This window comes from Butyrivibrio sp., from assembly GCF_015056685.1.
Classification (GTDB): Bacteria; Bacillota; Clostridia; order Lachnospirales; family Lachnospiraceae; genus Butyrivibrio.
Genome location: NZ_SVFW01000003.1, coordinates 126,615 through 150,736, shown reverse-complemented (window position 1 = coordinate 150,736; position 24,122 = coordinate 126,615). Strand labels below are relative to the sequence as shown.

Sequence of the window (24,122 nt, the reverse complement as noted above, 5' to 3'; positions counted from 1 at the left end):
AACTTCACTATCCGTGTATCTGGATACGCTGTTAAGTTCATCAACCTTACTAAGGAGCAGCAGCTCGACGTTATCGCTCGTACATGCCACACAGCTCTTTGATTTAAACAAAATTCAATGGTGCCATAGCTTCATATAGAGCTCTGGTAGTATTCGCAAAGAGACAGTAAATACAAAATAATTCGCCTCATTTCCTTTCATGATTATTCAAAACAGGAAATGAGGCGTTTATTTTGTATCAACTGTCTCTTTTGCTTATACTAAATCGCTCTATCTAAAGCTATGGTCACCACAGAATTTTTCTATTTACTGCTGAAGATAGTACTATTTGTGCATGAAGAACAGCAGAGCTATGCCTATGCTCATGGCCAATCTGCGTCCCTCTTTAGAAGAGTAGTGGTTTCCACACGAGGAGTTCTTTAGAGGAAGTGGTGCTTAGTGGACCGGGGATGGTTGTGGATGAGCGGTGATTTCCGAGGATGTCACGATCAAATGTAATAGGTGTGCCATCGGGATTTTCAAATTTCTGCTCCGGTTCAAAAGCAACTCCAAGACATTCTGTGCTTAAAATACCACAATTAAAGTCTTTAAGAAGCTTGTCGTAGTTTGTCTTAAGGAAATAATTGCCATCCTTCTCCTTTAGCTCTACAGCGACTTTAGTCTTCTTATCTACAAGCTTATTCTTCTCTTTCTTATAAACAGTTGCTCCATTGAAGTAAGCATTTCCATCAACCCATACAGGGAGGTGACCAAAGTGAGCTTCTGCAAGATGGCCCATATCAGGGTCTTTTTCAAGGTCAAACTGATCAGCCCATTCCTCATAAGTTGGGAAGATATCAAATGGGGCAGTTCCAACAGTCTTGTAGTCAGCATCTGCAGCAGTTTTCTTTTTGTCATCAATTTTGTGCTGCTGAACAAAGATGTTATTGTAGATCCTGTCGTCACCATGAAGGATTGTCATAAAGCCGGCAACCTCGGTGCGGTGACGAATGTGGTAAGGAGTATATCTTGGTTCACGCTGGCCGTTTATGATACTGTCTACTCCAGAATTTATCAGGCTGAAACCGCCAAGGATAAGGTTGTGCAGAACTGCGATTCCTTCACTTGGAATAGTGATAGCAACAGGTGAGAGCAGAATATTGTTATCAATAAGAGTAGGGCCATGGCCAACCTCTATAAATACGTCAGTGTTAAACATTGCACCGGGACCCTGCTTTACGCCATCAGGTCTGGTGTTGTCGTGCATAAGATTCTGGCTTACTCGTGCACCCTGTGCCTGCCAGTCAAGCCATACACCCATAATGCTGTGATGGATGTGATTTCTTCTGATTGTCACATCGATTGCTGCATGAAGCTTGATTCCTGCTGTTTCAGCGCCGCCAAGCAGCTGAGAAGTGCAGACGTCGTGAATCTCACAGTCCTCAATAGTTGAGAATACAGCTCCCATTCTACCTACGATACCTGTCTGCTCGCAGTGGTGAACGTGGCAGCGACGGATCAGATGATGGCCGATGTTTTCTTTTAACCAACCATGGTACTGGCCACGACAGACAGCATCTCTTTCCATCTGTGTTGGGCTCTTAACGTGTCTCTTGGTGAAGTACATATCATTTTCCGGATCAAGATACTTTCCGAGAGAGATTCCACAGCATTTACTTCCGTAAATCTCGCAATCTTCAATGATCCAGCCTTTGCTCCAGTGAGGGCCTATCATGCCATCCTGGTAAGCAGCAGGTGGAGCCCAGGTTGTAGCAGCCTTACAAATTGTAAAACCACTTACAGTTATGTAATTTATGCCGTTTTCTTCAGGCATAAAGCAGTTTCGTCTTACTAAAAATTCCACATTTTCTTTATTGGGGTCAAGGCCCTGGAAGTTACCATACAGAACTGTCTCATCGCCATCCTGCTCTGTGTACCAGAGATATTTTGCGGCTTCCTGATCCCATGCTAAAGGATCCGGTTTTCCTTTCTGACATTCTGCGAGAGATGTAGTTTCAAACATCATGCTGTTATTGATAAAGACAGCTCCGGTATGCCTTACGATAGGGGCAAAATACCAGTCTCCGTAAACTCTTGTAGTGTATGGGTTGTAATCTCCAAAGATACTATTCTTAACAGTAGTTTTCCAGAGATTTCCCTTAACCTTTTTCCAGTTTTTGGCTTCCTCAGCACCTGTGATAACAGCAGCAAGAGGAGTTTCAGAACGGTAAACTATAGGAGCTTCACATGTTCCTGCATTTCTAGGAGCAACGTATTCTCTATAGATACCTGGCTTAACAACGACTTCATCCCCAGGCTGCGCTATATTTGCAGCCGCACCAATGCACTTAAATGGGCGGTTTATGCTTCCGTCTCCATCGCGAAACGCATTGGCGTCAACATAGTAGATCATAAAAAACTCCTTTCATACAAAGTAGACAATAAAGTTTAGTTTTGTTTAACGATTAACATCAAATATGTATTTATACTATGATTGAAAGCCCTAAAAGTCAATGACAATTGCACAAAAAATGGCACAATTATCAATCAATTTGGTGTTATTGCACAAAAAGTATTGACAACAAAGTGACGCAAGCGTAATAATATACATATGTTTAACGATTTACTACAAATCACACATGGGGAAGTAATATGGTGACACTCAAGGAGGTTGCAGAAAGATGCAACGTGTCTGCCACAACAGTTTCCAACGTTATTAATGGCAAGGCAAAGACCAGCGAAGAAACTAAAAACAGAATAATGCAGGTGATAAAAGAAACTGGTTATAAGCCAAACACAATTGCTCAGGGGCTTAGAGTAAAAAAGACCAGAACAATAGCCGTAATAGCAGAGGATATCGCGCAGTTCACATCACCGCCAATGATTGAGAGCATCATGGAGACCTGCGAAAAAAAGGGCTACAGGGTCGTTGTCCATAACCTCAGACTTTACGACAGGTGGTCCGATACCTGGTACGGCCAGGAGGATGAGTATCACTCAGTCCTTGATCCTGTGATAAAAGATATTCTTTCCGCTCAGATAGACGGAGTTATCTATCTTGCAGGACATGCCAGGATCATAAAAACATTTAACGCAGGATTCAATCTTCCTATAGTTATGTGTTACGCCTACTCCGAATCGCCACACATACCGTCAGTGGTGATCGATGATGAAAAGAGCTCCTATGAAATGGTGTCCTACCTCATAAAAATGGGGCATGAGCGAATAGGATTCATAGGGGGCCGAATGGACAATATTCATACAGCGCAGCGTTTGATGGGGTATCAAAAAGCAATGTATGAAAACGGTCTCTTGTTTGATCCAAAGCTTGTTTACTATGGCGACTGGTCAAGGAAAGCCGGGCATGAAGGTGCCAAGGCATTACTTGAACGGAATGTAACAGCAATATTTGGGATTTCAGATAGGATGACCGGCGGCGTATATGACTATCTTGAGGAAAAAGAGCTGATCGTGGGAAAAGATATTTCGGTAGCGGGATTTGATAATGAGAGTATTGCCGAGTTTTTTAGACCAAAGCTCACTACAACTGAATTACCGCTTAGAGAAATCGGAGCAAAATCAGCCGAACTCTTACTTGATAAGCTTGAAGGTGCGAATGGGGATTCGCAAATTGGGGATGAACCGAAAGTTTACAAGTATCCGTGCAAGATGATAATAAGAAGATCAGTTTCTGAAAAGTAATTTTTTTGCTAAAAGGTTTAACGTTAAACCATCGGGAGGTATTAGGGGTGTCAAAAAAGAAGATCTATTCTCTGAAACTATTTCTATTAGTACTACCGTTTATTATTTTAGTTCTACTCTTTAGCTACTATCCGCTATATGGCTGGATGTATGCATTCTATGATTATAAACCACCAAAAACTTTGGCAAACTGTCCTTTTGTAGGATTCAAATGGTTTGCATCACTCGTAAACAGTGAGACTAAAATTCAACAGATTGTTCAGGTGCTGAAAAACACCTTTGCCATGAGTGGCTTAACACTTGGAACCAGCTGGCTTCCAATGATCTTTGCGGTTTTTCTCAATGAGATCAGAGGAGTGAAATTCAGAAAGTTTGTACAGACAGTTACAACACTACCAAACTTCGTGAGTTGGGTAATGGTTTATTCCATAGCATTTTCACTGTTCAACAGCACAGGAATGCTCAATTCTCTTTTGTTAAAATCAGGACTCATTGAACAGCCAATTCTCTTTTTACAGTCATCAAGCCATGTTTGGTTTACACAGTGGTTGTGGCTCACATGGAAAAACCTTGGCTGGGCAGCAATCATGTACATAGCTGCTATTTCAAGCATTGACGATGAGATGATCCAGGCTGCGAGAGTAGATGGAGCAACCAGAATGCAGATAATATGGCACATTACAATTCCAAGTCTTTTGCCTACATATTTTGTTCTTCTGGTACTTAACGTAGCTAACTTCCTCAACAACGGAATGGAGCAGTATTACGTGTTCCAAAACGCTTTCAACAAAGAATATATCCAGGTTCTTGATCTTTATGTTTACAACATGGCGATGGGCAGCGGCGGTTATTCAGTTTCAGTTGCGATCAGCATGCTTAAGAGCTTGGTAAGCGTAGTGCTTCTGGTCATAGTTAACGGAGCATCAAAGAAAATCCGTGGCGAGAGCATACTTTGATGGAGGTTTGAGATGGGACAGTCAAAAGAAAAAGGTTCAACAATAAAAGTAAGCGCCGGAGACAGAACAGTTGAAATTGTCTGCTACATTGTTTTCTCTATAGCAGCTTTCCTGTGTCTTTATCCGTTCTATTACATAGTTATCAACACAATAAGTGCCAATGACCTGAGCGCCAAAGGAGATATTCTTTTCTGGCCACAGGGAATTCATTTTAAGAATTATCTGTCAGCCTTCAGAATTGACGGACTTTTAAGGGCATTTCAGATATCTCTTATGAGAACGGTTCTTGGTACTGCACTTACAGTATTTGCTTCAGCATTTCTTGGATTCATGTTTACTCAGGAAAAGATGTGGCTAAGGAAGTTCTGGTACAGACTCATTGTGGCAACAATGTATTTCAATGCCGGAATTATTCCATGGTTCCTCGTAATGAAGACCATGCACCTCACCAATAACTTCTGGGGATACATACTTCCAGCAATAGTATCACCCTTTAATCTGATTCTGACCAAGACCTTTGTTGAGTCAGTGCCAAAAGAACTGCAGGAAGCAGCCGAGATGGACGGCGCAGGAGTTTTGACAGTGTTCTTTAAGATAATAATTCCTGTAATCAAGCCTATCATGGCAACAGTTGCAATCTTTTCAGCAGTAAGTCAGTGGAATGCTTTCCAGGATACGCTTCTTCTTATGACAGATACAAAGCTTTATCCACTGCAGTTTGTGCTCTACCAGTACCTGAATCAGGCAAGCTCACTTGCATCTCTTGCCCAGAGTAACACAAGTACGTCATCCCTTGCTGCTGCAGCAGCCACAACGCAGACCACAACCAGTGTACGAATGACCATCACAGTAATCGTAGTGCTCCCGATCATGCTCGTATACCCAATCTTCCAGAAATACTTCGTAAAAGGAATCATGATTGGTGCGGTCAAAGGCTAACGCCACCCAAAACGTAATGAATACAGCCCATCTGGGTTGATATAAATGTTAAAAGAGGTTAAAAAAGGAGGAATGAAAATGAAGTTTAAGAAATTTGCTTCTCTTGCTCTTTCCACAGTCATGGCAGCATCAATGCTGGCCGGATGCGGAAGCGGAGCAGCAGAAAGTACAGGAACAACCAGTAACCAGACAGAAACAAAAACTGAAACAGCAACAACTGCTGAGACAGCAGGTGGGGATACTGCCGCAGCAAGTGAAGTTTCACATGACTCTGAGTACACTGTAGATTTCTATGATGTAGCAGCTAACTTTCAGGGTGTACAGTCAGGCTGGTATGGCAAGATTGTAAAAGACAAATTCAACATGAACCTTAACATCATTGCACCACAGGTATCAGGCGATGGAGCAGCTCTTTATCAGACACGCTGCGCAGCAGGTGCTCTTGGAGATCTGATCATTCTTGATAACGCTGATATGCAGGAATGCGTAGAGTCAGGACTTATCCATGATCTTACAGATGTTATCGCACAGTATCCTAACCTTTCCAAGTATATGGAACAGATCAAAGCATTTAACGCAATGCTTGGTGATGGCAGCAAGATCTACGCTATTCCACTTGAGATGAATACAAACGGACCTACAGCTTATAAACAGCTTCACGTTTACACATATCCTCGTATGGGATGGGATATGTACAATGAAGTTGGTGCTCCTGAGCTCAAGAACACAGATGACCTTCTTAACTGCCTTGCAGATATCCAGAAGGCACATCCACAGAACGATAAAGGTGATCCTGCATATGCTATCAGTCTTTGGAAAGACTGGGATAGCCAGTATATGGAGTGTGTAGCTCAGCTTACAAAGTGGTATGGACAGGAAGTAAACGGATCAGTTCTTATCGGAACAGATAATTCAATCGTTCCCCTTACAGACAAGGCCGGTGCATATTACAAGATGCTTAAATTCTTCTATCAGGCCAACAAGATGGGCCTTGTAGATCCTGACTCAGCTACTCAGGACTGGAACATGATGGTTTCAAAGATGCAGGACAAGAGAGTATATCTCTACTGGTATAGCTGGCAGTATGGTTTCTGGAACACTCCTTCAAAGGGTGAGGAAGGTGTTAACTATATCGAGATTCCTGTAGCAGATACAAACCTCTACCAGGCATCAGATACATATTATGGTGACGGACGTGTTATCGCAGTTGGTTCACAGGTTTCAGACGAGAACTTTGCAAGACTTATGGAGTTCCTTGACTGGTATGCTTCACCAGAAGGTGTACAGATCCAGCATGGCGGTACAGAAGGCCTTATCTACACAGTAGAAAACGGCAAGTATGTTCTTACAGAAGACGGACTTAATAGATTCTCAGCAGAAGTTGCAGTTCCTGAAGATCAGGGCGGCGGAAACTGGAACGATGGTAACAACCAGATCAACCAGTGGATCGTAGCAAGCTGCGATATTAATCCAGATACAAACGAGCCTTATGGAACAGATATGTGGTCATCAACAATCAAGATGAACGAGACAAAGACTACAAAAGAGTGGTCAGAGAAGTTTGGCGCAGCTGATGACGTTGAATATCTCTTAAAGAACAACATGATGACAGTAGTTCCAAGTATCAACATTGCACTTGCAATCGATACAACAGATATCAGCCTTATCCGTAAGCAGTGCGGCGATATCATCAAGGATGCTTCCTGGAGAATGGTATTTGCAACAGATGATGCAGATTTCGAGAAGCAGTGGGATGACATGACTTCACAGCTCGAAGGCCTTGGATGGGCAGACCTTACAGCATTTGATACAGAGAAGTATGGTCCAATGCTTGAGGCAAGAAAAGCAGCACAGTAATAACAACATTGCAAAAAATACAGAAACACTCTATGCTAAAATATAAGCATAGAGTGTTTTTTTTGAGCTTATTGAGGATTAATGTATGACATATTTCACATGTTTCTTTTTGGATAATGAAAAAGATATAATTGTAAACCTGTACAAAGACCTGGGTAAGATGTACTACGTACTGACAACGCCCAATCACGGCACAGGGAACCTTATTCGAAACCTTGCAAGCATATGCAAACTTCCTCTTTCCAAGGGGGATAATGACATGCTTGTTATTCGCGGTGAAGTGCCATGCTTTGTGGATTCCTGCAATTCAGAGAGCTACGTTTTCATGCTTGGTGGAACAGAGATAGCCAGTATTTACCCGGATGGTCATGTCACTGTTAAGGCAACCATACCTGCAATTGCCAAAACTCTTATGAGTCAGACAAAAGATTTTAAGCTGGAACTGGACAAGACTATATTCAAGACTAGAGTTCGTAAGGACCTTAAGTTCCGCGCGGATCTTCACACGCATATGAATGGTAATCTTCCGGGAGATGTTCTCATCGCATTGGGAATAGCTCATCAGATACGCTATCCTCTATACTATGTAAAAAAGCTCGATCTTAAGCTTACTCAGGCTCAATGGGATAAAGCCAATATTCAGAGAGAAAAGGTTGCCAGACAGTTTGTTTCTTCAGGACTTCAGGGCAAGTACCTAAACAGACGAATTGATGACAATACCTTTATAAATTTTGCAGATCTTATCCTTAATAACCTTGATAATGCAGAGATGAACATAGTCAAGATCCGTGGATCCCTTGCTGTTATCAAGGATGGACAGGCAGTATTTACAAACCTTGAGAAAGTCTACCTTTATCGTTATGTCTTTTGCAAGGGAAAAGAGAGCGAAGAAAAAATAAATCTGCACAGTGTGGACCTGATCCCGGATGCAGATGTAAAGGCTTATCTTAAGCAGATGCTTACGGATAAGGAAAATGCTTATTACTGTAAAAATACAATCTTTCAGGATAAACTCCTGTGGATAGCAAGAAACTACAAAGCACAGGGCGTTTATTACGCAGAGATTAGTGATACTACTCTTGTTAAAAAGTATGAGTCACTTGAAATGCTAAGGCAGGTTCATGAGGTTATGCCTCATATTTACCGTGAAACCGGCGTAATGATCAGGTTCCTGGCAGCTATGCGTAGAATTCCTCTGACCATTGTAAAAGATGCAGTGACTCCGTCTGATTACATTGAACAGAACCTTGAGGTTTTGAAAGCTACAGCGCTTGATCCATATGTTGCAGGATGCGATTTTGTGGGCGAAGAGATAAATGACATAATCACGCTAAAACCTGCATTCCAGGAAATTGTAAAGATCGCAGCCAAGGACCCTAGCTTTGTTATAAGAGTCCATGCGGGAGAAAACGACAGCCAGAAAGATAATATCGCCCACAGCATTGCCTGCGTAAAAGATTCTCTTGCTCCGGGCCAAAAGATGCCAAGGATGCGTCTTGGGCATGGCCTTTACACTTATAGTCCTTCTTCCAAGAAAGGAAAAGAGGTATTAAAGCAGCTTAAGGAAAATAATGTCGTCCTTGAATTCCAGATCACAAGTAATGTGCGACTTAATAACTTAAATTCATTGGAGCATCATCCTCTTAAGCAGTATCTGAAACAGGGCATACGCTGTGTTCAGGGTACAGATGGAGCGGCTTTGTACGGAACATCATCAATTGATGAGCAGCTGTCACTGGCAAAAATGCTGGGATTGTCTGATGCTGAGCTTCAGCTCATGAAAGATGCTGAGACGCAGATAATAAAAGAAGCCCAGGAAGCATATTCTTTAAAGAAAGCTTTCTTTGCTGATCTCATAAAAGACAGAGACATGGAAGAAGTTCTTTTGGAAAAAATGCAGACTGTAAAGATTTCAAAAGGCAAAACCAAAAAAGAGCCAAAACTGGATTCTAATCAGGAATTAAAAGAACAGATCAGCGAGATCACATGGGACAGATTCCCGGTTGTGCTTATTGGAGGAAGCTTTAACACTGAGAGTAGAGCGACCAAGGTCAGCAAAAAGGCAGCAGAGCAGATGGATTCTCTGATGGAGTACTTAAATCCTGAAGAGGTGTGCTTTGTTATCGGACACAAATTGGCCGGGTATGAAAAGTACCTTATAAATCACAACAAAAAGGGATTCAGGATATACAGTGTCGTTCCTTCGCTGATGGATAAAAAAGAAATAGATAAAATTAAAGCTTGCGGAGTACAGGTAAGAGTATCGCCGGAAGCTCAGGGAATGGGAATATATAAGAGCTTCAACTACGAGATATTTGAGCGAAGACCTTCCGCAGTTATTGCCTTTGATGGCAACAGTGCTGCTGCAAATCTCATTCAGGAAGCAAAAAATGGAAAGGGTAAATCTGCAATATTCGTATGGGAGCACTCCAAAAACCTGATGCAGAAAGCTAAATCCCTTCATGGATATGTGTTTACTTTTGGAGATGAAGTAAACATTGTTGACCTTTTAAATGATATTCAAAAAGATCTGGTGAATTCCATCAAACAGTAAAGACTCTTGTGGATTCCCTAAGGTGGATGGTGTGCTCAACTGTTATGAGAGTTCTTTTCTCCGTGCCGCTAAGAAGACCATACATGGCTTCACCGGCATAGGCTCCCATTTGACGCGCGTCAAAATGAGCGGCGGTGATGGAAGGCGAATGGTGCGCAAGGTCACTGCTGTCGTAGCAGGCAGCCAGGAGTACATCACCCGGAACAGATAAGCCCATTTTTGTAAGTGCATCGCAGGACCAGCCGGCAGTTACATCATCGCAGCAGATTATTCCATCGCAACGGCGCTGAACAGCTGTTTCTACAGCTATTTTACAGGAATTGTAATTGGAGACGTCTCTAAAAATAAGATTGGGGTCAGGATCGACGCAGAAGTCAGAAATTCCCATCATAACGCCTTCAAGTCTTTTTACGTTGACGTTGTAATTCATATTTCCGCCTATAAAGGCGATGCGCTTGCAGCCATTGTTCATGAGGTTTGAGGTTAATTCTCTGCAGGCAAGGGCTGTGTTAGGCTCAACCATTACAGCGTTTTTAATTCCGGAACCTACAACTACAACAGGTATATTTTTCTTTTTAAGATATGAGTGGCTCTTTTCACCAGTAATGGCGCGAGTATATATCACGCCGTCAAGTGCCCCTTTTTCCACAGCTGGGATAAGAGGTTCATACTCATCGGTATTACACAGGATCAGAAGTGTTTCATAGCCGTGATCTGCAAGAGCCCCTGCGGCTCCAAGAAGACACAGGTGAAAAAATTCTGATTCATACAAAAGATCTCTTGATAAGACTACGCCAACATTACCACTTTTTCCTATGGAAGGAGTGGTATTTTTTTGCCTGTTCTGAGATGGAGAGCTATAGTCCATTTCTCTGGCGGCTTCAATGACTTTTTTTCTTGTCTCTTCTGAGACCCTTCCATTTCCGGATAAAGCCCTTGAAACAGTTGTGGTGGAAATATTCAATTTTTCAGCGAGTTCGTTTAACCGTATTTCTTTTCCCATAGTTTTGATTATAGTTTGGCAAATTCAAAAAGACAATCAATTTTGCGCAAAAAAATTGAAATTGCGCGGATGATGCGCAAAATTGCGCACAGAATATAAAATATTCGTAAATTTGATATAAAAACTTTGAATTAATTGAAAATTATTCATCTAGAGGACTTTGGACACAATTACTAAAATATAATCATAAATTTCGAAAACTTATGAATATTGCACATGGGAGAGGGTATGGAAAAAAGTAAAACTAAGACTCCGTTTATGAAGGTAATAAAAAGGCATTGGCTACTTCTACTGATGCTTTTACCGAGTCTTTTATATGTGATCATTTTCAGTTATGTTCCAATGACAGGAATAATCCTGGCTTTCAAAAAATATCAGTATGCAGGTGGAATTTACTTTTCTCCCTGGAATGGTCTTAATAACTTCAAAGCTCTTTTGATCTCAGGGAAACTTGGGATGGTTACAAGAAATACGCTGCTCTACAACATAGCCTTTATAACTTTGGGTGTCTTATTTGAAATGGGTAGCGCAATTTTGCTCAACGAGTTGTTCTCCAAGTACTTTAAAAAGATTACTCAGTCACTTATGTTTTTGCCCTACTTCATAAGCTGGGTTGTAGCAGGCGCCATAATGTACAACATTTTTAACTATGAAAAAGGTGTATTTAACCACGTGCTTACATCTCTCGGGGCAAATGCATTTGACCTCTACAACACACCGTCAGCATGGATCATAGTAATAATCTTTTTGAAGATTTGGAAGCAGACAGGCTATGGCTCAGTTGTTTATCTGGCAGCCATTACAGGTCTTGACCAGGAAATGTTCGAGGCGGCATCAATTGACGGAGCCAGTGCCTGGCAGAAGATAAGATATCTTACGATCCCATCTCTCATGCCGACAATGATGATACTGGTTCTTTTGGGAATAGGAAATATCTTCAGAGGAGATTTCGGTCTGTTCTATCAGACAGTAAGGTCAAGCGCACTGCTTCAGCCAACAACTGACGTTATTGATACATACGTGTTCAGGCTCCTCATAGACAACGGAGATATCGGAGTATCTGCGGCAGCAAGCTTATATCAGTCAGTGCTGTGCTTCATAACCATAATGATATCCAATGGCTTAGTTAAAAAAGCTAATCCAGATTATGCACTGTACTGATGGGAGGTAGAAATGGCAAATCAAGTAGTTATAAATAAGCGCAGAAGGCTAAGTAAAGATGAGCTTGCGGTTAATATAGTCGGAGTTGTTCTGATAGGTATTTTTGCTCTGATCTGTGTAATTCCTTTTTACCTGATAATCATAGCTTCTTTTACCTCAGAGACATCACTTATCAGAAACGGCTATCCGCTTTTGCCATCAATTGAAAACTTTAGCTTAGACAGTTATAAGCTCAGCCTTAAAAATCCAATCGCGATACTTAAGGCATACGGAACAACAATAGGAGTTACGGTAGTTGGAACATTTTTATCAGTCCTTTTGGCTACAATGACAGGCTACGTTCTTTCAAGAAAAGATTTTCCCTGGAGAAATAAGTTCGCATTTTTCTATTTCTTCACAACTCTGTTCAATGGCGGACTTGTTCCATGGTACCTGCTCTGTGTTAGATATCTTAACTTTAAAAACAACTATGCAGGACTTATTTTGCCACTGATGTTTTCTGTCTGGAACATGATAATAGCCAAATCATTCATGTCAGGGCTGCCTATGGAAATAACAGAGTCAGCAAAGATAGACGGAGCCAATGATCTGGTCATATTTGCAAAACTTATCATTCCGCTTTCAAAGCCGCTTCTTGCGACCTTATCTCTTTTCTCAGCGCTGGCTTACTGGAATGATTGGTATAACTGCATGTTATATGTGACTGACGAAAATAAATTTACACTTCAATACTACCTGCAGAGACTTTTGGGAAGTGCGGAAGCAATGAGAATAGTTGCTGAAAAGTCAGGAATTGCTCTTCCGTCAATTCCAATCGAGAGTATGAAGATGTCCATGACAGTAATAGCTACAGGACCAATCGTGTTGCTTTACCCGTTTGTACAAAGATACTTTGTAAAGGGGTTAACTATAGGAGCAGTGAAAGGATAAAAGGAGGTATAAATGAAAAAGAAGGTATTATCAATTATTTTGTCTGTCGCTATGACAGCGGGGGTATTAACAGCTTGTGGTGAGAGCGCTTCTACAACAAGCACAGACACAACAACACAGAGCGCAGGATCAGCAGAGCAGACACAGACTTCAGCAGAGGCACCAGCAGCAGAATCAACAGATCTGTTGGCAGATCTTCCGGCAGCAATCGGGGAAGGAACAGTTACTGCAACACCTGAGATGTACTCTGGAATTGACTTAAGTAAGCCTTACACAGTTCAGATGTATCTTATCGGCGATACGCCAAATGACTGGGACGAGGTACTTGGCCTCATAAATGACTATCTTAAGCCATTTAACACAGATCTTAATGTAACATTCCTTAGCTGGAGTGATTACTCAACAATGTATTCACTTGTTCTTCAGGGAGGAGACGCAGACCTTATTTTCACAGCTCCATGGTGCTACATGTACACCGAAGCTGCAAAGGGCTCCTTCTACGCACTGGATTCTGACTTTATTGCAAAATGTATGCCACTTACAAATAAGTATCAGGCAGCAGAGAGCTGGGATGAGACAACTCTTTCAGGTAAGACCATAGCAGTTCCATCAAACACAGCTCAGCCTATGGGTAAGATTGTAGCAATCAGACAGGATATTGCAGATAAATACGGCATTTCAGAGCTTACAAGCTGGGATGATTACAAGAACTTCTCTCTTACTGTTGCAGAAAAAGAAACTCCTGAGACAGGTGTGTATGCACTTGCTGCAGCAGGGGATAACAACGAGCTCTGGGATGTTTACAGAGAGCAGTATGACACATTCCTTGCACTTGATTCAGATTTCTTTGACATGATCTATGAGTATAAGGAAGGATCACTTCCTACAAAGGACGATATCAAGCTGGTATACGAATATGAACCTTTCCGTCAGTATGCAAAAGACATGAAGGAAATGGCTGATGCAGGCTGCTGGAGCAGATCAGCTCTTACAAACACAGTAACAGATGACGATGCTTTCGGAGCACTTCAGGGTGCATCAATTGCATGGAACGCTTCAGTATTTACATACATCAGACAGGCAGAGCAGACAGACGGCGTAGTAGGCGCAGCATATGATATTACAAAGCCACATCTTGTAGGATGCGAAGCATATTCAAACAACGACATGGCTATCACTGCAAGCTCCAAGAATCCTGAGAGAGCAGCTATGGTTCTTGATATCATGAAGATGGATACTTATGTGAACCACCTTATTCTTCTTGGTGAAGAGGGCAAGCACTATACTATCAACGAAAACAACGAGTATACAAAGGTTGACGGAGCTACAGAAAACTTCCCTCCAATGACAGTTTCAGCATCCTGGGCAATCAAGAACGGTGAGCTTTCAGAGGCAGGTGGAGATCCTAGAGAAAAAGAAGTTTCTGACAGCTGGGAAGAAAGAGTTGTAAGCAACCCTACTATCACATTTGTATTTGATGACACAAATGTTTCCAATGAAAAAGCAGCAGTTAACACAGTATTGAATTCTTATGTTCCAATGCTTGAGCTTGGTCTTGTAGATGATGTTGATGCTACTCTTGATAAGATGATAAAAGAGTGCTACGATTCAGGACTTCAGACAGTACTTGATGAATTCTACAGTCAGTATGAAGCTTGGCTTGCAACAAGATAAAAAATATGCAGTATCGTGATTTTGTGTGATGCGCAACAAAAATGCACGAAATGATTATTCAGGGAGCAGATAATCCTGCTCCCTATATTTTTAAACTTTATCAGGAGAGAGGAAATGGAGTTAAAAGATACCAGCTTAATAAATCAAAATTGGAAATTCAACTTGGAAGATTGTAATGGAGATATTTTTGCAGGAGCTGAATATGATGATTCATCATGGGAAGTGTTGACGCTGCCCCACGACTGGGATACTTTTTTTGCTCCTGATAAGGATAACAAAAGTGGTGCCGGTGGCGGCTATGCAAAGGCCGGAACCGGATGGTACAGAAAAGAAGTGACCTTAAAAGACGAGGATGTCAAAGAATCAAGATATGAACTCATTTTTGAGGGAATCTATATGGAGAGTACCGTGTTTGTTAACGGCAAAAAGGTAGGTGGAAACAACTACGGATACACAACATTTTCTGTGGATATCACAGACAAAATAGTTCCAGGAAAAAACGTCATAGCTGTTAAAGTTAATAACAGCAAGCAGCCAAACAGCAGATGGTATACAGGATCTGGCATATACAGAGATGTTTACTTAAGAAAACACGGAGATATCTGCACCAATCTGTTTGGGGTAAAAGTGGATACAAATACAGTTACAGATGATGGAACCTTAGCTACACTGGATTTAAGAACTAAGATAGACAATTATTCTGATACAGACAAAGACTCAGTTATCAGATGGACAATAAAAGATAAGAGTGGAAAAGAGATTGCTGCTACAGGAGCATCCCTGTGGATAAAGTCAAAAGGCAGCGCAGAAGCAGCAAGCATGATGTTTGTTAATAACCCTGTTTTGTGGTCTGAAAAAGATCCATATTTATACACCCTTGAGACAAGAGTGTATGAAGACGAAACATTAGTTGACAGACGCATAGAAAAAATAGGAATAAGGAAAGCTCTTTTTACCAAAGATAAGGGCTTTGTGTTAAATGGAGTGCAGGTGAAGATAAAAGGCGTATGTCTCCACCATGACAGCGGATTATTCGGCGCAGCTTTCCACAAAGAGGTTTGGAGCGAAAGATTTAAATCACTTAAGGATATGGGCGTAAATGGAATCAGATGTTCACACAATCCTCCGGCGCCAGCCTTCCTTGATCTTTGCGATGAAATGGGCTTTATTGTAATGGATGAAATCTGTGATGAGTGGACCCTGGGCAAGAATAAAAATGAGAACTATTATTCGGATAAACCATCCTACGGCTTTAGTCAGTTCTTTTCACTGGATGCGGAAAAAGAGCTAAGAACCATGATAAGGCGCGACTATAACCATCCAAGTATTGTCCTGTGGAGCATTGGGAATGAAATCCCTGAGCAGGGCTATGCGTCTGGGGCACAGATAGTAAAAATGCTCTCTGACATAGTGCACTCAGAGGACTCACAAAGGCTTGTTACAAGTGCCTGCGATAACATCGCATCCCTTCCTGCAATTGCCACCAAAGACAGCTTCCTTGAGGCTCTGGATGTAGTGGGATATAACTACGTAGGAAGGTGGCGTGAAAGAGCTGAAAGGTTCTATGAGGATGACAAGATTGCTCACCCGGACAGACTTTTTATTGGAACGGAGAATCCCTCTGTATGCGGAGACAGAGGAGATTACAGCTTAGAAGGGCCAAATAACACAAACTATATCACAGCGACTCTGACCCATGAAGCTCTTTGGAGATTTACTGCAAGCAGGGACTATGTTGCGGGAGACTATATCTGGACAGGAATAGATTACCTCGGCGAAGCTCATTGGCCAAGGCGTGGCGCTAACTTTGGGGCAATTGATACTGCCGGATTTAAGAAAGATGCTTATTACTATTTCAGGTCCATATGGAATAAGGATGATGTGACACTACATCTTTTGCCTCATTGGAACTTTAGAGGCGACGAAGGAGAGTTTAAGCAGGTCCTTTGCTACACTAACTGCGAGAGAGTTAAGCTCTATCTGAACGGTCGCCTCATTTCAGAAAAGTCCGGTGCTGCGTGTCCAAGATATGGAGCAACACAGAGCTGGGATGATGAGATGAGAAGATATCACCCGACTACAGGAGACCTTCATTTATCCTGGGATGTGCCATATGAAGCAGGCGAGCTCCGTGCAGAAGGCTATATTGGAGATAAGCTTGTAAAAGAGTGTGTGGTCAAAACTACAGGCAAAATGTCAAAACTAGCAGCAGATGTGAAGAACGTAGGTGAGTTTACATTTGTGGAAATAAGCGCTGCAGATGAAAATGGCAATTGTGTTCCGACCGAAGATTCTGTAGTTGCTGTTAAGTATGATGATGCAGCCGAGTTTATTGGAATGGATGCAGGTAACATGCTTGATCTGTCCTGTTATAAAGAAGAAAAAAGAGCCATGCTCGCCGGAAAACTACTGGCAGTTTTCAGGAAAAAAGAACAGGGCTCTAGGGCAACAGTTTGTTTTAAGGCAGAAGGACTATCAGAACTGAATATTGATATCTGATCATTTTGATAATTCCCAAAAAGCTACAGCGCTTGCGGCTGCAACGTTAAGAGAATCAACGCCATGTGCCATTGGAATCTTAACGCAATAGTCGCAGGCGCTTATTGTTTCAGGTAAAAGTCCATCACCTTCAGCACCGAAGAAAATGGCCAGTTTGTCTGCGTTTCGGAGTTCATCATCGCTAATATCCTTAGTGTCGTTTCTAAGTGCCATTGCGACGCTCTTAAATCCAAGCTCCTTTAAACTCTCAAACTCTTTTCCCTCAGGGAGAAATGTCCAGGGCACCTGGAATACAGTTCCCATGCTGACTCTGGCAGCGCGCCTGTAGAGCGGGTCAGTGCAGCCATGTGTGAAAAGAACAGCATCCATGCCAAGGGCAGCAGCACTTCTTACGATGGCTCCGAGATTTGTTGGATTAGTTACATTTTCAAGAACTGCAACTCTTCTGGCATTTTGACATACATCAGCTACAGAAGGCAGCTCTTTTCTCCTCATAGCGCAGAGCACGCCCCTTGTAAGGTGAAAGCCTGTAATCTGAGTCAGCACTTTAGACTCCGCAACGTATACTGGAACATCCGAGCTTTGAGTAATTCTTTCTATTATTTCCTCTGCTTCTTTTTCAGTCTGATCTTTTTCCAGCAAAAGAGATATTGGCTCATAGCCGGCATCAAGTGCCCGGCCGATAACTTTGGGACTCTCGGCGATGAAAATCCCAAGGTCTGGTTCATTTATGTGAAATAACTGATTCTCGGAGTATTCATGATAAACGCGAAGATCAGGAGTGTTTAAGTTTTCTATTTTGATTAAAGTTTTTGCCATTATATAGTTATTCCTTTTTATTATTTTTGAGTTTTTGATAGTAGTTTGCAATTCGAATGGCTGAATCGGAATTTTGTTGATAGGTTTGGATAAGATCAAATAGCACAGGGTCATCAGATTTATATATCGTGATGCAATTAGCTGATGGATTATTTACTTTATCATATAGATAATCAGATGATGTACCAAAAACCTGAGCTATATAGTTTATAGTCTGAAAGGATGGCTCTCTTTGTCCGTTTTCATACCTTCCATATCCCATTGCTGTCATGTTTAGTCGTCGCGCGGCTTCAGCTTTACTAATACCTAAATTTTCGCGAATTTCCTTTAATCGTCTAGAATTAAAGCTCATTATTTTCCTCCTTGACATATAACCAATGGTTGCGCTAATATAACCAACGGTTATATAGTATCAGATTTTTTTGTTATTGACAAGTAAGATGTTTTTAGAATTGTTCTAAATAACGATATTCATTTGACACCAAATACGATACCAATTACAATGAGGAAAAAGAGAATGTCAAGATGGGAAAAACTAATAAACAATATACTCAAAATGTCAGGAAATATGCGATTTGAAGAGCTTAAGAGGGTTTTAGAGGCATATGGGTATGTTATGCAGGGAACAAAAGGAGGGAGTAGTCATTTTACATTTAGAAAACCTGGCAAAAATCCAATAACAATTCCTGCTCATGAACCTATTAAAAAGATTTATGTAGAAATGGTCAAGAATGTAGTCTTGGAGGAAGGAGAGGACGATGAAGAAGATGAGAATGAAAAAGATTGAGGATTATATAGACCTACCTTACAAGATGGAAATAGTAAAAGATTTAGATGAAGGCGGATATGTAGTTTCTTTTCCAGATTTACCCGGATGCCTTACAGTAGGAGAAACAATTGAAGAGGCGATAAAGAATGCTGAGGATGCAAAACGTACGTGGCTAGAGGCTGCAATTGAAGAGCAAATAGAAATAAGTATTCCTGAAAAAAAAGAAAAGTACTCTGGTCAATTTAAGCTACGGATTCCCAAAAGCTTGCACAGGATACTGGCTGAGCAATCAAAACGCGAAGGAATCAGCATGAATCAGTACTGTGTATATCTCCTTTCAAGAAACATTGCTCTTAGTACAAATAAACTGAATTAATTATCTACAAACGGATCTGAACTATTCATATCTTTCTTTTATGCAAGGATAATATTACAATTATTCCATAATACTACCTTTTTTGGAGGCTAAATGGAAGAAAAACAGCATAAGCGCAGAGTACACTATTCCGGGAAATATCCCAGAAAGTTTGAAGAAAAATATAAAGAGCAGAATCCTGAGAAATACGCAGATACAGTGGCTAAGGTTATATCCAAAGGCTCAACACCTGCAGGAATGCATATTTCCATCATGGTAAAAGAAATTCTTGATGTGCTGAAAATACAGCCCGGCGAGCAGGGGCTTGATTGTACGCTCGGATATGGCGGACATACCAGGAAAATGCTGGAGCAGCTGCAGGGAAAGGGCTGTGTTTATGGCCTTGACGTCGATCCCATAGAGTCAAAAAAGACTGTGGAGAGGCTAAGGAATGCCGGATTTGGAGAGAATAACTTTAAATTCAGACTCATCAATTTTGCCAATATAGATAAAGTGGCTGAGGAAGCCGGGAAGTTTGACTTTGTTCTGGCAGACCTTGGAGTTTCTTCAATGCAGATCGATGATCCCAAGAGGGGCTTTTCTTATAAGGTCGACGGACCACTTGATCTAAGGCTTGATCCTGAGCATGGAGAATCTGCAGCAGAAAGACTTCATAATATAACAAGGGATGAATTTGTCGGAATGCTTATTGAAAATTCGGATGAGCCATATGCTGAGGAAATTGCCGACAAAGTTTTTAACCTGATGAAAAAGGGGAATCCAATGGACACCACAACTGCCCTCAGAGAAGCAATTGAAGGTGCTCTGTGGAAAGTTCCAAAAGAAGAGAAAGAACAGGCTATTAAAAAGAGCTGTGCCAGAGTTTTCCAGGCACTTCGAATAGATGTAAACAGTGAATTTGAAGTTCTTTATTCATTTTTGGAAAAGCTCCCCAGAATACTTAATCCGGGTGGAAGAGTTGCGATTTTGACTTTCCACTCAGGGGAAGACAGACTTGTAAAAAAGTCCTTTAAGGAACTGAAAAAGAATGGAGTTTACAGCGATATATCAGAGGATGTTACAAGGCCATCAGCAGAAGAGTGCAGGCTGAATCCTCGCAGTAAGTCTACCAAGATGAGATGGGCAATTAAGGCGTAACAATTAAATTTGTATTGAGGTGTATTGAGGAGTTTTTATGGAAAAGCGATATGTTACCGATATGACACAAGGCAATGAAATAGCGCTTCTTATCAAGTTTACTATTCCTATGCTTTTAGGTAATCTGTTCCAGCAATTTTATAATCTGGCGGACACAGTAATAGTCGGCCAGTTCGGCGGCGAATATGGCCTTGCTTCCATTGGAGCGGTAGGTAGCGTGAATTTCTTATTCTTTTCCCTTTGCATGGGTATGGGCGCCGGTGTTGGTATTATGATTTCCCAGAATTTTGGTGCAGGAAAAGATGAATATGTAAAAAAGATTGTGGGAAACTCTATATACATAACCTTAGTGGCAGGTATCCTCATGAGTGTTGTAAGTGTGTTCTTTGCAAGGCCAATTCTGACAATTATGGATACTCCGGAAGAATGTATGGCAGATGCTCTCTTATATATGAGGATAGTTTGCGGTGCCACATTTTTGGTTGCTGCTTATAACATGATTTCTTCAATATTAAGGGCACTTGGAGACAGCAAGACGCCGCTCATTTTTCTGGTTGTGGCATGCTTTGTGAATGTAGTACTGGATCTTGTAACAGTAGTAGGACTTCATATGGGAGTTGCGGGAGCGGCGATAGCAACTGTTTTTTCCCAGACAATTGCCATGATAGGCTCCATAGCTGTAGGTGTTAAAAAGAATCCATATCTTCAACTTAATCCCAGCCATAAGGAACTTAACACAGATATCATAGATAAAGCTGTAAGACTTGGTATTCCGCTTGCACTTCAGAATGCCCTTATAGCATTTTCATGCGTTGCCCTCCAGAGAGTCGTTAACAGCTTTGGAAGTAATGTAATGGCAGCGTACACAGCAACAGGAAGGATTGAGCAGCTTGTTCAGCAGCCATTTGGATCTCTTGGAACTGCGGTTTCAACTTTTGCCGGACAGAATGCAGGAGCCAAAAAACTGGACAGGGTAAAAAGTGGATGTATCAAGAGCGTTTTTCTTGTTGCGGCATTTAGCATACTAATGATCATAGTTATGTTTGCGTTCGGAGAAAATATAATAAGATTCTTTACGCCTAACGCTGAGGCTATCAGAATTGGTGCAAGGGGGCTTAGGATAACAAGTTTATTCTATTTTACGCTGGGACTTATATATGTATTCAGAGGAATGCTGAACGGTGTTGGAGATGCGGCTTTTGCGCTTATAAATGGCCTTATTGAAGTAGTGGGAAGAATTGGCTTTGCAACAATACTCATGGCTATACCAGGCGTTGGACTTTGGGGATGCTGGTATACAAACGGACTTACCTGGGCAATCACAGGACTTGGCTGTGTCTTAAGATATCTTAAGGGCAAATGGCGTACTAAGGTGTTTGCGTGAGAAGTAATGAGTTTTTGGGGCTTTGGTTTGGAATATAAATACCGAATCAACTACAAATGGAAAAGGGGAAGGTAACAAATGAGAAAAATATTGAACGGGGAAAGCATAACTCTTGGAACGTGTTATTATCCTGAGCACTGGGATAAGTCGCTGTGGCGAGAGGATTTGGAAAGGATGCTGTCTGTGGGGATAAAGACAGTTAGAATAGCAGAGTTTGCCTGGAGTAAGGTTGAGCTTACTGAAGGTAACTATAACTTTGATTTCTTTGATGAGTTCCTTGATCTGACGGATGAAATTGGGATGCAGGTGATCATGGGAACACCAACTGCTACGCCTCCGGCGTGGCTATCTGAGAAATATCCTGATGTATTAAATGCAAGGAAAGATGGAGTTCTTTTTAGGCATGGAATGCGTCGTCATTATAATTACAATTCTGAAAATTATCGCAGGTTGTCTTCAATAATTGTTGAGAAATTTGCAGAGCACTATGGTAAAAGAAAAAGCGTAATAGGCTGGCAGATTGATAATGAGATAAACTGTGAAATAGCCGAGTTTTACTCAGAAAGTGATGATAAAGCCTTCAACAGATTCCTGCAGAATAAATATAAGAGTCTTGATGCATTAAACGAGGCATGGGGAACAGTTTTTTGGAACCAGACTTATACTGACTGGAACGAGGTTCACATTCCGAGAACTACTATTCAGGGAGTTGTGAACCCTCATCAGACTTTGGACTACTACAGATTTGTATCCGATAGTGCCTGCAGCTGGGCTAAAATGCAGGCAGACATAATCCGTAAATATAAAAAAGAAGATGACTTCATTACAACTAACGGCATATTTGGACATGTGGATTATCAGAGGATGAGAGACGAAAGTCTTGATTTTATAACCTATGATTCATATCCAAATTTTGCTTATACTCTTGGTGGATATGATCCTTCAGAAGACGCGCTTAGAGACAGAAAGTGGAGCAGGCATCTTACAGAGACAAGATCAATATCACCTATATTTGGCATTATGGAGCAGCAATCCGGCGCCAATGGCTGGAATTCCGGGATGGGAGCGCCTACTCCAAGACCTGGCCAGGTCACCTTGTGGACAATGCAGTCAATTGCTCATGGCTCAGATTTTATCAGCTATTTCAGGTGGAGAACTGCGACTTTCGGAACGGAGATGTACTGGCACGGAATCCTTGATTATTCCGGAAGAGACAACAGAAGGTTAAAAGAGATTGCGGATATTAACACTAAAGTGCAGAAATTATCAGCTGTTGCAGGATGCAGGTATGCTGCAAAAGTTGCTGTTCTTAAGGACTGCGATAATGTCTGGGATGCTGAGTATGATGTATGGCATAAAAGTGTTGAGGAGCAAAGCCAGAAGGCAATCATAAATGCTTCTCAAAGAACTCATACTCCGATTGATTTTGTATATCTTAGTGGATATCTCAGAAGAGATGATGCCGGTGGACAAGTGGATACAGAGCTGCTATTTGAAACGCTTTCCCAATATGATCTTTTGATCTATCCACATATGACAATTGTTGATGATAGATTTTTACCTGCTCTTACAAAGTATGTTGAGAAGGGCGGAAAGCTTGTAATAGGCTGCAGAAGTGGATACAAGGAAATAACCGGAAAGTGCACAATGGAGAAGCTTCCCGGTAAGCTGAAACCACTTACAGGCTGTGATATCCCGGAGTATACCTACATTGCACCTGATACAGGTGATGTCCACATTAAGTGGGACGATACATTATTTACAGCAAGTGTATTTGCTGACCAACTCACTGTGGATAACCAGTCCGGATCAGAGGCGGATTGTGGACAAAACTGCAAAGTTTTGGCAACATATGAAGATGATTATTATCGCGGATACGGAGCTCTAACAGTAAATAAATACGGCAAGGGTGAAGTATATTATTATGGCAGCGCCTTCAATGAAGAGTCAGTTGAAGTCTTTTTTGACAAGCTCGGAGTTAAGAACCCATATAGAGAATATCTGGAACTGCCTGAGGAACTTGAACTTGCTGTTAGAGGGGATGGAGATAATCAATTCGCATTTATACTTAACTATTCAAAGGATGTCAAGAACTTCATAATTAAAGGAAAAGCGCTTGATGTATTCAAAGGGGAAGATGCTTCAGGAATGATAACCCTTCCTGGATATGGAGTAAGTGTTTTGAAGCTAGGTAATAATCATATTGCATCAGCTTATGCCTGATGTTATCATGAATATAATTTGAAAATATAAAGAAAGAGCGCTTTTGCGTTTAGGTGAAGGAATGTTTATTAGATAATTTAGCTTGAGTGAACACATAATTTTTTGAAGGCTGCTTATAGTGGCTGTTTTGTGTACGCTTAAACTGGATTATCATGCATTC

General features: G+C 41.4%; 18 protein-coding genes. 14 read left to right on the top strand and 4 right to left on the bottom strand.

Annotated elements, in window-relative coordinates; translation table 11 throughout:
- Nucleotides 1–385: 385 nt before the first annotated feature.
- Nucleotides 386–2,392: a right-handed parallel beta-helix repeat-containing protein gene (locus E7303_RS02065; RefSeq protein ID WP_292143612.1), complete on the bottom strand. Its 2,007-nt coding sequence runs from the start codon at nucleotides 2,390–2,392 to the stop codon at nucleotides 386–388.
- 239 nt (nucleotides 2,393–2,631) lie between these two features.
- On the opposite strand from E7303_RS02065, the gene E7303_RS02060 reads away from it, so the two are divergent.
- The 5 genes from E7303_RS02060 to E7303_RS02040 all read left to right on the top strand — a co-directional run bounded on the left by E7303_RS02060 (nucleotide 2,632) and on the right by E7303_RS02040 (nucleotide 9,987).
- Nucleotides 2,632–3,681 (top strand): LacI family DNA-binding transcriptional regulator, encoded by a 1,050-nt coding sequence (locus E7303_RS02060; RefSeq protein ID WP_074885298.1) that lies wholly within the window; start codon nucleotides 2,632–2,634, stop codon nucleotides 3,679–3,681.
- A gap of 47 nt (nucleotides 3,682–3,728) precedes the next feature.
- Nucleotides 3,729–4,637 (top strand): ABC transporter permease subunit, encoded by a 909-nt coding sequence (locus E7303_RS02055; protein WP_292143611.1) that lies wholly within the window; start codon nucleotides 3,729–3,731, stop codon nucleotides 4,635–4,637.
- Nucleotides 4,638–4,649: 12 nt separating this feature from the next.
- Complete coding sequence (locus E7303_RS02050; RefSeq protein ID WP_022772539.1) at nucleotides 4,650–5,576, top strand: carbohydrate ABC transporter permease; 927 nt, start codon at nucleotides 4,650–4,652, stop codon at nucleotides 5,574–5,576.
- 78 nt (nucleotides 5,577–5,654) lie between these two features.
- Entirely contained in the window at nucleotides 5,655–7,433 is a 1,779-nt protein-coding gene (locus tag E7303_RS02045; RefSeq protein ID WP_292143610.1) for a sugar ABC transporter substrate-binding protein, read from the top strand.
- 85 nt (nucleotides 7,434–7,518) lie between these two features.
- Nucleotides 7,519–9,987: an adenosine deaminase gene (locus E7303_RS02040; protein WP_292143609.1), complete on the top strand. Its 2,469-nt coding sequence runs from the start codon at nucleotides 7,519–7,521 to the stop codon at nucleotides 9,985–9,987.
- On the opposite strand, the gene E7303_RS02035 is transcribed toward E7303_RS02040, so the two are convergent.
- Complete coding sequence (locus E7303_RS02035; protein ID WP_292143608.1) at nucleotides 9,977–10,990, bottom strand: LacI family DNA-binding transcriptional regulator; 1,014 nt, start codon at nucleotides 10,988–10,990, stop codon at nucleotides 9,977–9,979. The two genes, E7303_RS02040 and E7303_RS02035, sit on opposite strands and share 11 nt — an antisense overlap.
- Nucleotides 10,991–11,218: 228 nt before the next feature.
- Between E7303_RS02035 and E7303_RS02030 the strand changes: the two genes are divergently transcribed.
- From E7303_RS02030 to E7303_RS02015, 4 genes are all read left to right on the top strand, one after another.
- The gene (locus E7303_RS02030) at nucleotides 11,219–12,151 is read left to right on the top strand and encodes an ABC transporter permease (RefSeq protein WP_074885319.1); all 933 of its coding nucleotides are present in this window, start codon (nucleotides 11,219–11,221) and stop codon (nucleotides 12,149–12,151) included.
- A gap of 12 nt (nucleotides 12,152–12,163) precedes the next feature.
- The gene (locus E7303_RS02025; RefSeq protein ID WP_074885323.1) at nucleotides 12,164–13,081 is read left to right on the top strand and encodes a carbohydrate ABC transporter permease; all 918 of its coding nucleotides are present in this window, start codon (nucleotides 12,164–12,166) and stop codon (nucleotides 13,079–13,081) included.
- Nucleotides 13,082–13,093: 12 nt separating this feature from the next.
- Nucleotides 13,094–14,755 (top strand): ABC transporter substrate-binding protein, encoded by a 1,662-nt coding sequence (locus E7303_RS02020; RefSeq protein ID WP_292143607.1) that lies wholly within the window; start codon nucleotides 13,094–13,096, stop codon nucleotides 14,753–14,755.
- Between the two features lie 114 nt (nucleotides 14,756–14,869).
- Nucleotides 14,870–17,254, top strand: coding sequence for a glycoside hydrolase family 2 TIM barrel-domain containing protein (locus E7303_RS02015; RefSeq protein ID WP_292143606.1), 2,385 nt, complete (start codon nucleotides 14,870–14,872; stop codon nucleotides 17,252–17,254).
- On the opposite strand, the gene E7303_RS02010 is transcribed toward E7303_RS02015, so the two are convergent.
- Entirely contained in the window at nucleotides 17,255–18,073 is an 819-nt protein-coding gene (locus E7303_RS02010; protein WP_292143605.1) for a TrmH family RNA methyltransferase, read from the bottom strand. It lies immediately after the preceding gene.
- Nucleotides 18,074–18,080: 7 nt separating this feature from the next.
- On the bottom strand, nucleotides 18,081–18,425 hold the full coding sequence (locus tag E7303_RS02005; protein WP_292143604.1) for a helix-turn-helix domain-containing protein: 345 nt from the start codon (nucleotides 18,423–18,425) through the stop codon (nucleotides 18,081–18,083).
- Between the two features lie 165 nt (nucleotides 18,426–18,590).
- Here E7303_RS02005 and E7303_RS02000 point away from each other — a divergent pair, with 165 nt between their 5' ends.
- From E7303_RS02000 to E7303_RS01980, 5 genes are all read left to right on the top strand, one after another.
- Entirely contained in the window at nucleotides 18,591–18,860 is a 270-nt protein-coding gene (locus tag E7303_RS02000) for a type II toxin-antitoxin system HicA family toxin (RefSeq protein ID WP_292143603.1), read from the top strand.
- Entirely contained in the window at nucleotides 18,847–19,218 is a 372-nt protein-coding gene (locus E7303_RS01995) for a type II toxin-antitoxin system HicB family antitoxin (RefSeq protein WP_292143614.1), read from the top strand. The genes E7303_RS02000 and E7303_RS01995 overlap by 14 nt, the downstream gene beginning before the upstream one ends.
- 93 nt (nucleotides 19,219–19,311) lie before the next feature.
- Nucleotides 19,312–20,355, top strand: coding sequence for a 16S rRNA (cytosine(1402)-N(4))-methyltransferase RsmH (rsmH, locus tag E7303_RS01990; RefSeq protein WP_292143602.1), 1,044 nt, complete (start codon nucleotides 19,312–19,314; stop codon nucleotides 20,353–20,355).
- Between the two features lie 37 nt (nucleotides 20,356–20,392).
- Nucleotides 20,393–21,739, top strand: coding sequence for an MATE family efflux transporter (locus tag E7303_RS01985; RefSeq protein ID WP_074885346.1), 1,347 nt, complete (start codon nucleotides 20,393–20,395; stop codon nucleotides 21,737–21,739).
- A gap of 78 nt (nucleotides 21,740–21,817) precedes the next feature.
- A complete protein-coding gene (locus tag E7303_RS01980) occupies nucleotides 21,818–23,962 on the top strand; it encodes a beta-galactosidase (RefSeq protein ID WP_292143601.1) in 2,145 nt (714 codons plus the stop codon).
- Nucleotides 23,963–24,122: the final 160 nt, after the last annotated feature.

Coding starts and splice junctions, on each gene's coding strand:
- E7303_RS02065 (WP_292143612.1), bottom strand. CDS start 2,392: ATGATCTACTATGTTGACGCCAATGCGTTTCGCGATGGAGACGGAAGC.
- E7303_RS02060 (WP_074885298.1), top strand. CDS start 2,632: ATGGTGACACTCAAGGAGGTTGCAGAAAGATGCAACGTGTCTGCCACA.
- E7303_RS02050 (WP_022772539.1), top strand. CDS start 4,650: ATGGGACAGTCAAAAGAAAAAGGTTCAACAATAAAAGTAAGCGCCGGA.
- E7303_RS02045 (WP_292143610.1), top strand. CDS start 5,655: ATGAAGTTTAAGAAATTTGCTTCTCTTGCTCTTTCCACAGTCATGGCA.
- E7303_RS02040 (WP_292143609.1), top strand. CDS start 7,519: ATGACATATTTCACATGTTTCTTTTTGGATAATGAAAAAGATATAATT.
- E7303_RS02035 (WP_292143608.1), bottom strand. CDS start 10,990: ATGGGAAAAGAAATACGGTTAAACGAACTCGCTGAAAAATTGAATATT.
- E7303_RS02030 (WP_074885319.1), top strand. CDS start 11,219: ATGGAAAAAAGTAAAACTAAGACTCCGTTTATGAAGGTAATAAAAAGG.
- E7303_RS02025 (WP_074885323.1), top strand. CDS start 12,164: ATGGCAAATCAAGTAGTTATAAATAAGCGCAGAAGGCTAAGTAAAGAT.
- E7303_RS02020 (WP_292143607.1), top strand. CDS start 13,094: ATGAAAAAGAAGGTATTATCAATTATTTTGTCTGTCGCTATGACAGCG.
- E7303_RS02015 (WP_292143606.1), top strand. CDS start 14,870: ATGGAGTTAAAAGATACCAGCTTAATAAATCAAAATTGGAAATTCAAC.
- E7303_RS02010 (WP_292143605.1), bottom strand. CDS start 18,073: ATGGCAAAAACTTTAATCAAAATAGAAAACTTAAACACTCCTGATCTT.
- E7303_RS02005 (WP_292143604.1), bottom strand. CDS start 18,425: ATGAGCTTTAATTCTAGACGATTAAAGGAAATTCGCGAAAATTTAGGT.
- E7303_RS02000 (WP_292143603.1), top strand. CDS start 18,591: ATGTCAAGATGGGAAAAACTAATAAACAATATACTCAAAATGTCAGGA.
- E7303_RS01995 (WP_292143614.1), top strand. CDS start 18,847: ATGAAAAAGATTGAGGATTATATAGACCTACCTTACAAGATGGAAATA.
- rsmH (WP_292143602.1), top strand. CDS start 19,312: ATGGAAGAAAAACAGCATAAGCGCAGAGTACACTATTCCGGGAAATAT.
- E7303_RS01985 (WP_074885346.1), top strand. CDS start 20,393: ATGGAAAAGCGATATGTTACCGATATGACACAAGGCAATGAAATAGCG.
- E7303_RS01980 (WP_292143601.1), top strand. CDS start 21,818: ATGAGAAAAATATTGAACGGGGAAAGCATAACTCTTGGAACGTGTTAT.